Annotated in this window: 1 protein-coding gene; it reads right to left on the bottom strand. The window is 41.7% G+C overall.

What is annotated here, in order from left to right:
* Positions 1-530: VaFE repeat-containing surface-anchored protein (locus HMPREF0373_RS01630; protein WP_021737808.1), on the bottom strand; the 530-nt coding region annotated here is incomplete at both ends.

The raw sequence follows: 530 nt of genomic DNA, 5'->3' as shown, positions 1-530 counted from the left end.
AAATCGTACAATTCTTCAAAAGTTACAAGCTGTTTGCCGTCAAGGGAAGTAGCGTCAAAGGTAAAAGCAACTTCCACTTTCATAGTTTCGCTGTCAGCGGTAAACATATAATCACTTTCCACACGCTTTCCATTGATAAGAAGCTCTGCACTTTCTTCTTTCAACATCTGCCAGCCCACAAGTTTGTACTGTGTACCGACTTCTAAGCCCTCTAAGGTTACGGTATCAATGATTGTAACGTCTTTTCCAGCTTCAAGCTCTTTGTTGCCGTCCTTATCCGTAGCAGTCGTATGAATTTTGATGATACGCTCTGTGATAAGTACCGTCTGCCCGTCGTCCTCAATGTCTTTGTGTTCCGCAACTTTTACGGGTTCGTCTGGATTGCTGAAATCATACAATTCTTCAAAGGTAACAAGGTTTTTGCCACCTAAAGCAGACGCATTGAACGTATAGGAAATTTCCACTTTCATTTCTTCCTCATCAGCGACAAAGGTATAATCGTTTTCTACACGTTTCCCGTCAATGATAAG

It is taken from the genome of Eubacterium ramulus ATCC 29099 (genome assembly GCF_000469345.1).
Classification (GTDB): domain Bacteria; phylum Bacillota; class Clostridia; order Lachnospirales; family Lachnospiraceae; genus Eubacterium_I; species Eubacterium_I ramulus.
Note: the sequence above shows the minus strand (reverse complement) of the source record. Positions and strands in the feature narration are given on the sequence as shown.